The organism is Sphingobacterium cavernae, assembly GCF_008520265.1.
Lineage (GTDB): Bacteria > Bacteroidota > Bacteroidia > Sphingobacteriales > Sphingobacteriaceae > Sphingobacterium > Sphingobacterium cavernae.
On record NZ_VIQM01000033.1, the window covers coordinates 43,751 to 53,482 of the forward strand.

A 9,732-nucleotide genomic window follows, 5' to 3' on the forward strand; every position below is an offset into this window, starting at 1 on the left:
TGATACGCTCCATTTTTAGTTGTTATAATCTGATAATTAGAGATTATGCTTTATATTACCTTTTTTTTTCTGAATATAAGTATCTTTAGGCACAAACAAGCAAACCTTACATATCATATGAAAAACATCATTTATTTTATCGTAGTTTCCTTTCTGAGTTACAGTTGTATTTCGATTCAACGGACTGAACTGCAACCTATCAGTAGTACCTATGATAATGGTGCTGTGGTAACAGCGCATCCTTTGGCTTCTAAGGTCGGTGTTGATATTTTGAAAAAAGGCGGTAATGCAGTAGACGCAGCTATCGCAGTCAAATTTGCTTTGGCTGTTGTTTATCCCAACGCAGGAAATCTTGGTGGTGGTGGTTTTATGGTTTACCGCAGTAAGACTGGAGAAGTAGCTTGTTTAGATTTTCGTGAGAAAGCACCTGCTGCAGCTTTTAAGGATATGTATTTGGACAAAGATGGTAACCCGATAACAGACTTAAGTCTATATGGCCAATTAGCTGCAGGTGTCCCAGGATCAGTTGCGGGAATGGATGAAGCTTTTAAAAAGTATGCTTCCTTGCCATGGAAAGATCTTGTTGCTCCCGCAATAGCATTAGCGGAGAAAGGTTTTCCAATAACAAAACAACAAGCTGGTGAGTTCAATAATTACAAAGCCAGATTTATCCAACACAATCCAAATGGTGCAGAAATTATCAAAACGGAAGAATGGAAAGAAGGAGATAATTTTGTACAATTAGAATTAGCAGAAACTTTAAGACGTATAGCGAGCGAAGGTCGTGATGGATTTTATAAAGGTAAAACTGCCGATTATATCGTAGCCGAAATGAAACGTGGCAACGGTATTATTTCGCACAAAGACCTAGAAGATTACCAAGCTATTTGGCGCAAACCAATCGTAGGTGAATACAAAGGACACAAAATTATTTCTATGTCTCCACCTTCAAGTGGTGGTGTGGCATTATTGGCATTATTACAATCTGTCGAAAAATATCCATTGGCACAATGGGGTTTTCAATCAGACAGCACTGTCAGAGCAATGGTCGAAGCAGAGCGTCGCGTGTACGCAGATCGCGCAACACACTTAGGTGATCCAGATTTTTACCGTGTCCCGGTAGAACATTTGACTTCTGCGGCTTACAATCAAAGTAGAATGGCAAATGTATCTTTAGCAAAAGCAACAGATAGTGAAACGATCAAAGCAGGTAAATTTCCTGGCTACGAATCTGAAGAAACTACACATTATAGCATAGTTGACAAAGAAGGAAATGCGGTTTCATTAACAACGACTATTAACGGATCGTATGGATCATTGGTATGGGTCGACGGCGCGGGCTTCTTGTTGAATAATGAAATGGATGATTTCTCCGTAAAACCTGGGACTCCAAATATGTATGGCTTATTAGGTGGCAAAGCCAATGCTGTAGAACCTGGAAAACGTATGTTGTCCGCCATGACACCTACTATTGTGGAGAAAGACGGTAAATTGAAAATGGTCGTTGGCACACCAGGCGGTTCAACAATTATCACATCCGTATTCCAAACAATATTAAATGTCTTGGAATTTGGGATGACTGCACAAGAATCTGTAAGTGCACCTAGATTCCACCACCAATGGAAACCAGATCGTATAGACGTAGAAGCAAAAGCTATCGATGAAAAAACGCGTATCAGTTTAGAAAAAGACGGTTATAAAATTCACAAAAGAGGAAATATCGGTCGTGTTGAGAATATCATCGTACTACCTAACGGCAAACTACAAGCGGGAGCAGATCATCGTGGTGACGATACTGCTGCTGGATATTAAGAAAGACATTTTGACATCAACAAAAAGGGGAAGATTTTTATCTTCCCCTTTTTGTTTCCTACGAATCCAAAAACTTATCGTCGATTTGTTTATTGGCTTTCGCGCCTAGCGATTTCAAATTTTCTACGCGTCGCACTACGTTTCCGGCGCCAGTTGAAAGCTTCTTCATTGCTTCATCGTGTTTTTCTGAAGCTTTATTTAGATGCACTTGAATTTGTTGCATATCGGTCAAAAATCCGACAAACTTATCATAAAGCGCGCCTGCCTCTCGTGCTATTTCTAAGACATTTCGATTCTGACGTTCTTGTTTCCACATGGAAGCAATTGTACGCAATGTAGCCAACAATGTTGAAGGGCTCACAATCACAACTCGTCTATCCCAAGCATCCGAAAATAATTCTGGCTTATGCATCACCGCAACACTCAATGCGGATTCTATAGGCATAAAAAGCATGACAAAATCTGGCGAATGAATTCCATACAAACTGTGGTAATTCTTAGCAGAAAGTTCCTTCACGTGATTCTCGATTGACTGCACATGTAATTTTAAATGCAAATTTAATTCTTCTTCGGTCTCCGCGTTGATGTAATTATCATAGGCAACTAAAGAAACTTTAGAATCGACAATCAACTGCTTATCATCTGGTAAATCGATAATCGCATCAGGCTGCAATCGTCGCCCATGCCCATCTTGCAAAGAAACTTGCAATCTGTATTCTTGATCTTTTGTTAATCCCGAACGTTCTAAAACGCGTTCTAAAATCACTTCGCCCCAATTTCCTTGTTTCTTGGAATCGCCTTTCAAAGCACGTGTTAAATTATTGGCTTCGTCTTTAATCTGCAAACTTTGTTGCATCAATTGCTCCACGACACCTTTTAAAACATTACGTTCAGCGGATTCTTGGGCATAAGATTTTTCAACTTTCTCTTCGAAAGTTTTAATTTTTTCTTTAAGTGGATCTAGAATAACCCCCAAATATTGCTGATTTAAAGCGGCGAACTTCTGAGTTTTTTCCTCCAAAATTTTGTTGGCTAATACTTGAAACTCATTGTTAAATTGTGCTTTGGTACGTTGAATTTCTTCCTTTTGATCTTCAAATTTTTCTTGTTGTGCTTGTAAATATGCATTTGTTCCTTCCAAAGTACGTTCTAAGGCATTGCGCTCGTTTTGCTCTTTCTCTAACAACCGTTTAAGTTCTTGCTTTTCCAGCGCTTGCAATTCTGCATATTGCTTCACCTTGGCAAATTCTATCTCTAATTCTTGCTTATATTCACTAAGTTTATCATATTCTGATTTAGTAACGCACTTTGCTTTTTGAACTGCCAAATAAATGCACACAACAAGTAATAAAACAATTAAAGCTATTAAAATATATTCCATAAAATCTTATTTAAACAAAAAATGGTCTGAAAAGACCATCGTATATTATTGTAATTTTTGATGTGTTTTCCACCAAATATCAGGCATTTCACCTGCCACAGCCAATTGGTAATCCTCATAACGACATGGCACTAAGTAAAAACGCTCGTTCACGGATTTAGTACCAAAATAAGGCACTTGCATCCACCAACGGTCAGACTTTTTACTCTTTACGAAGACCAATTCGTGCTCTTCATTTTCTAATGGTGTACGGTAAATGATGTAAGCCGATTTCGGAACTAAAGGTGCATCATTTTTGCGGTTGTAATAGCCATCCACAAAACACCAAATCATTTGTGAAACTAACATCGCGGTTTGTTCCATCGGGTCGAAAGTGGGATTGAACTCATAAAAACCGATTGAGCTACACTTATCCGACATACCCGCATATCGGGCTAATTGACAAGCTTCATCGCCAAATAAACCATTCGGCACCGCATTTGCATTGCCTGGAGCTTCGGATGCACGAATAGCACCAATATCGAATGAAACCATATCCGCAGCACGAATTATTGGCTCCGCCTGATCCAATTTGCCTGCAATCATGCCGACACGTTGTGCATTGAAGAACAATTTATCATACATATTGATTGATTCTTTGCTCACCAGATACGTCTGATACGCAACATTATTTAAATTGAACAGATAGTCTGGCTGATGCAAAATCAAATGATTTAGATAAGTCTGCGAATTCAGCGGCATATCTTCCATATGCTCTTGATCCAAATCAAACTTCGCATCAATAACCGCAACTTCCACACGTTGTTCTAAATCCTGATAACCTCGATATTGCGCATACGTCAAATCTTGACCTCCCCCGATAATAATCGGAACAATATCTTTTTTGACTAATTCCTCCACAACAACTTTCAGAGCTGCATAGGAATCATTGATCGATTCTCCTGCTTTGATATTTCCAAAATCAACAATTTTTGTTTTATAATCGCCTTGGTAGAGCTCATACAAATGTTTACGTACAGCATTAGGTGCTTTCGCCGTTCCTTTGTTGTTGATCGAAGCACGGTCTTCTTCTACACCAATTATAGCTAGATTTGGTCTATCTTCTTCTTCCTCCCAATTCGGAAATTCATCTTGATAGATTTGAATAACACGTCCAAATTGAGAATTTAAATATTCATCTTTCGAATAAATATCCGACAAACTAATGGGTGAAAAAAAATCTGCTAATGACATATTTGGAAATTATTAATAACGAAAAACTATATTTTGGTATATCGCTATGCAAATATGCATTTATTCATCCAAATCATAAAACTTTTAAATGCATTCAAATCATATAAATACCGTATAACTTTTGCATTCCAAAGCCTAAAAATCTATATTTGAATGGCTAAAACATTATATAACAAAGCACGTGATATTAGTAACTGGAGGAACAGGATTTTTAGGATCAGCGCTCATCAAATTGTTAATTGATCAAGGGCATGCAGTCGTGGCGACAAAGAGGTCATCTTCAAGTATTCCAGATAAATTAAAATCTTCTTCATTGATACATTGGGTGGATGCCGATGTGACGGATTATTTTGCATTGGAGGAGGTATTCAAAGGGATTTCGCAAGTTTATCACTGCGCCGCTAAAGTATCTTACCAAAAGGAAGATGCCCCAGAAATGTTTTTGATCAATGTAGAAGGCACTACGCATATTGTTAATTTATGTTTGGCACACAAAGCTAGACTGCTTCATGTGAGTTCGATAGCAGCATTGGGTACCAGTAAAAACAATAAACCTGTCAACGAACTAGACAAATGGGAATTCAATCCCAAAATATCCAATTACTCCTTATCGAAATACAAATCCGAATTGGAAGTATGGCGTGGGATTAACGAAGGACTGGACGCGGTGATTATTAATCCTTCCGTGATTATGGGTATCGGCTCTTACAAAAAAGGTTCAGGTGCTATATTCGAGTTGGTAAACAACGGTATAAAAATATTCACAGGGGGTTCGGTAGGCATCGTAGATGTAGAAGATGTGAGTAAAATCATGGTGGAACTGATGAATAGTGAATCCATATCAGGCGAAAGATTTATTCTGAATTCGGAAAACATTTCGAATAAAGAGTTGCTATCGCGTATAGCAAAATTGATAAACAAAAAAGCACCCACCATTCGTGCGAATTCTTGGATGCTTTCGCTTGCATGGCGTGCTGCAAAAGTAGCATCAATGATTACAGGTAAAAAGCCTGTCATTACGGAAGAATCTACACGTGCAGCTTCCGATCTTTTGGCTTATTCGAATGAAAAGATTGTCTCGACAATTAATTATTCATTCAAACCTTTGAATCGTACGCTAGAAGAAATAGCGAACACATATTATATCAACAACAAAAAACAAACAATCTAAACAGCAGTGAAAAATTATTACATCATTGATTTCGACAGTACGTTCACACAAGTGGAGGCATTGGACGAGCTAGCTCGTATATCATTAGAAGGTAGTCCAGATCAAGAAAAAGTTTACAAAGAAATCGAACGCTTTACAAATCTTGCGATGGAAGGAAAAATTTCCTTCCGTGAGGCTTTGGCTGGTCGTATTGCTTTATTACGAGCAAATAAAGAACATCTACAAAAGCTGATTAAGCATTTGAAGAAAAAAGTTTCGAAATCCTTTGACAGAAATCGTGAGTTTTTCAAACAAAATTCAGAGACTGCATGGATTGTGTCCGGTGGTTTCAAAGAATTCATTATCCCTGTAGTATCACCTTACGGGATTTTGGAAGAAAACATTTACGCTAATACGTTCAAATTTGATGAAAACGGTTACATTGTTGGCTATGACGATACGAATCCGCTTTCGAATGAAGGTGGTAAAGTTCAGCTATTGAAAGATCTAAACATCCAAGGTACTATTTATGGTATTGGTGATGGTTATTCTGATTTTCAGCTGAAAGAATCGGGACTGATTGAGAAATTTTTCGCTTTCACAGAAAACATTTCACGCAAAAGTGTAACGGATAATGCTGATCACGTTACCCCAAGTTTTGACGAATTCTTGTATGTGAATCAATTGCCTTCTGCAATATCTTATCCAAAAAACCGTATTCTATGTCTTATCGTAGGTGATGTTCCTGAGATTTCAGCGCACATCTTGAAGCGTGATGGTTTCTCTGTCCGCGTTAAAGATACTTTTGAAGAAAAATACACCAAAGATGTGGGTATGCTTTTGTTAAGCAATGGTGTACAAGTATCTAATGAACAATTGTCTCGAGCCGATAAACTGAAGACTTTGGGTTATTTAGGGGATGTAAAAGGTAATGTAAGCAGGACATTGTGTACGCAAAAAGGTATTGTCATTTTTGATGATAAAAAAGAAAAACACACCAATGCTGAGTTCGTACCTCGTCGTATGGCTGATTTTATCAACAATGGTGATACAGATCAAAGTCGTAATTTCCCGCATTTGATTTTACCTAAAAAACTGAAAGGTCACCGTTTATTACATATTCATAAAAATGTACCGGGTATCTTAGCACGTATCAATAATATTTATGCGGATAATCACATCAACATTTTATCTCAATTTTTGATGACGCGTTGTGATTTAGGGTATGTGGTCACAGATATTGATTCGAATTATGATAAAAAACTAATCACACAGCTGAAGGAGATTGAAAACACTATCAAATTTAGAATTTTATACAAACAATAACATATAAAGGCTTTCAATTAGACATGCCCTAAAAAGTTAGACACTTATTTGGGGCATTTTTATGAGCAAAAGATAGAAATACAATTTTGCATTTAAGTTACCTCTAGTAACAATTATTGAGCAAGGAAAGGACAGTATCGAAAGCCTTTATATTTAAGAAGAATTAATTTCGTATTTTCAGCATCAGATTATAGACTATGAAAAGAATACTTACTTTGATGTTTACTTTAATTTGTGCCTCAGCGCTTGCACAATTTAAAGAAATTGCCGATCCGAAAAAACATTTATCCCACCTGAACACATGGGACAAACTCCAAACTGGAATTCAATTATCATTTATTGATCCTGATTTCAGTGTATCCAAACACAATGTTCCCACAACAGAAATAATCAAAACTTGGAAAGTAGATGCTTGGGCAGGTGAAACCGTAAATACACAACTTGCTGTTTGGACTAAGGATATAAAATTTGATAACTCTGTTTTAGAACTTTCAATTTCAGATCTTAAATCAAACAAAGATCGAATTTCCAAAAATAACATTCACTTCGCACCTATCGCGTATGTAATCAGCGATAATCCTTCCAAATTAAAATCAGCTTGTGGAATCAATGTAATTTTAGATTCTACATTAGTAGCAGATCGAATTTTAAATTCAACTACTTTTACTTTTACTTCAAAGGAAACAAGACCATTGTGGTTAAGTATAACCGTTCCGCAGGATGCTAAACCTGGAATTTATAAGGGTGAAGTAAAAATAAAATCTAACAAACAAAGCAAAGAGCTCACAGTACCTTATTTTGTAAAGGTTTCAAAACATAAATTAGATTCAGCAAAAGATTGGGATTTCCATTTGGATTTATGGCAAAACCCTTATTCTTCTGCGCGTTATTACGACTTAGAAGTCTTTTCGAAAACACATTTAGAAAAAATTCGTCCTTCGATGGAAAGATTAGCAAATGCTGGGCAAAAGAACATTACCACCACTTTGATTTATGACCCTTGGAATAGCCAAACATTTGACAAATACGATGCAATGATTCGCTGGACGAAGAAAACAGACGGGACTTGGCATTATGATTATAAATTATTTGACAAATGGGTGGAATATATGCAGGAGATAGGTATTTCTGATTATATCAATTGCTATAGCATGATTCCTTGGAATTTGTCTTTTTATTATTTCGATGAGGCAACACAACAAAGACAAGTGTTGAATGCAAAACCAAGCGAAAAAGCTTACGAAGACCATTGGTATCCTTTTTTAAAAGATTTCGCAGCTCACCTAAAGAAAAAAGGTTGGTTTAAAAAAACTACTATTGCAATGGATGAGCGACCGATGAAGGATATGCAATCTGCTATTGGAATTATTAAAAAAGCAGATCCTAATTTTCAAATCTCCCTTGCTGGCTACTACCATCCCGAATTATCGGGCGACATTATAGATTACTCTATTCCATTCTACGATACGATGGCAGATGATATTTTAGCTTCACGCAAAGCCAAAGGATACAAAACCACAGCATACACTTGCTGTAGCGAAATATTCCCTAATACGTTCACAAGTTCGGGGTATCATGAGCCAATTCATATGGTAGTGAATACGATTCAACGTGGTTTTGATGGGTATTTGCGGTGGGCTTACGATTGCTGGAATAGAAATCCACTAGAAGATACGCGTTTTGGATCATGGGCAGCTGGTGACACATATTTGGTCTATCCAGAAAATGAAACGAGTATTCGTTTTGAAAAATTGCGTGAAGGGATTCAAACCGTTGAAAAAATCAAGGCATTACGTGTTTTATTATCGAGAGAAGGGAAAACGAAAGAACTAAAATCTTTAGAACAGGAGATTCAAAAATTCACTAACAAAAATATTAATCGCGATTTAATACCTGCACAGGTCAAAAGCTTAAAAAATTTATTAAATTCACACTAAAAAACATACAAAGGGAAAATGAAAAAAAGTATTTTATCAATAGCAACAATAGCTTTATTGTTCTTAGGAACAGAATTGAGCCAAGCGCAGGTACAATTACCTCCTGCAAGTAGTACCACCACAGTAATTCAGGGATTAGGTATTAAAAATGTTATCTTATCCTATCAGCGTCCAAGTATGAAAGGTCGTAAAATATTTGGTGGATTAGTTCCATACAATGAAGTGTGGCGTACAGGGGCAAACAATATCCCTACTTTAACATTGGATGAAGAGGTTAATATCGAGGGTAATATTGTTCCTGCAGGTACGTACGGTATTTTCACGATTCCAACAGCTACAGAATGGACGGTAATTCTAAGTAAAAACCCAAAACAATGGGGAGCTTATCAATACGATCAAGCGGATGATTTCTTGCGTTTTAAAGTAAAGCCACAGAAATTAGCAAATAAAGTAGAGACATTCACTATTACTTTTGATGATGTTACTCCAAATTCAACGAGTGTTTCTTTGGCCTGGGAAAATACGAAAGTAGCATTTTCTATCATAACAGATCAGTCTAAAGAAATCATGGCTAGTATTGAACAAGCCATGCAAGGCGAGAAAAAACCTTATTTCCAAGCTGCTCAATATTACTTCACCAATAATTTAGATATAAAAAAAGCTGCGGAATGGGTAAAATTAGCGGATGAAGGAAATACTGGCGCTGCGCATATCAAATATTGGAAATCAAGAATTTTAAATAAAGCTGGTGATAAAGCTGGCGCAAGAAAATCAGCACAAGAGGGTATTGAAATGGCAAAAAAGGCTAATAATGGTGAGTATATTAAATTGAATACAGAGGCACTAAATGAAGCTAAATAATTTTTATAAGGATTAATATTTTTAAAAAACAA

At 36.8% G+C, this 9,732-nt stretch carries 7 protein-coding genes; 5 read left to right on the top strand and 2 right to left on the bottom strand.

The features are described from left to right. Positions 1-117 precede the first annotated feature (117 nt). Complete coding sequence (ggt, locus tag FLS47_RS06735) at positions 118-1,812, top strand: gamma-glutamyltransferase (RefSeq protein ID WP_149913613.1); 1,695 nt, start codon at positions 118-120, stop codon at positions 1,810-1,812. Positions 1,813-1,870: 58 nt separating this feature from the next. Here the strand turns inward: ggt and rmuC are convergent, their stop codons facing one another. Further along, positions 1,871-3,193: a DNA recombination protein RmuC gene (gene rmuC / locus FLS47_RS06740; protein ID WP_149913614.1), complete on the bottom strand. Its 1,323-nt coding sequence runs from the start codon at positions 3,191-3,193 to the stop codon at positions 1,871-1,873. Between the two features lie 45 nt (positions 3,194-3,238). After that, the gene (locus FLS47_RS06745) at positions 3,239-4,426 is read right to left on the bottom strand and encodes a formimidoylglutamase (RefSeq protein ID WP_149913615.1); all 1,188 of its coding nucleotides are present in this window, start codon (positions 4,424-4,426) and stop codon (positions 3,239-3,241) included. Between the two features lie 181 nt (positions 4,427-4,607). On the opposite strand from FLS47_RS06745, the gene FLS47_RS06750 reads away from it, so the two are divergent. The 4 genes from FLS47_RS06750 to FLS47_RS06765 all read left to right on the top strand — a co-directional run bounded on the left by FLS47_RS06750 (position 4,608) and on the right by FLS47_RS06765 (position 9,700). After that, positions 4,608-5,597 (top strand): NAD-dependent epimerase/dehydratase family protein, encoded by a 990-nt coding sequence (locus tag FLS47_RS06750; protein ID WP_149913616.1) that lies wholly within the window; start codon positions 4,608-4,610, stop codon positions 5,595-5,597. 6 nt (positions 5,598-5,603) lie between these two features. After that, the gene (locus FLS47_RS06755) at positions 5,604-6,902 is read left to right on the top strand and encodes an HAD-IB family phosphatase (protein ID WP_149913617.1); all 1,299 of its coding nucleotides are present in this window, start codon (positions 5,604-5,606) and stop codon (positions 6,900-6,902) included. A gap of 197 nt (positions 6,903-7,099) precedes the next feature. After that, positions 7,100-8,839 carry a glycoside hydrolase domain-containing protein gene (locus tag FLS47_RS06760; RefSeq protein WP_149913618.1) on the top strand — a complete coding sequence of 580 codons (1,740 nt, stop codon included), beginning with the start codon at positions 7,100-7,102 and terminating at the stop codon, positions 8,837-8,839. An 18-nt stretch (positions 8,840-8,857) separates the two neighbouring features. Then, a complete protein-coding gene (locus tag FLS47_RS06765) occupies positions 8,858-9,700 on the top strand; it encodes a DUF2911 domain-containing protein (RefSeq protein ID WP_149913619.1) in 843 nt (280 codons plus the stop codon). Positions 9,701-9,732 lie beyond the last annotated feature (32 nt).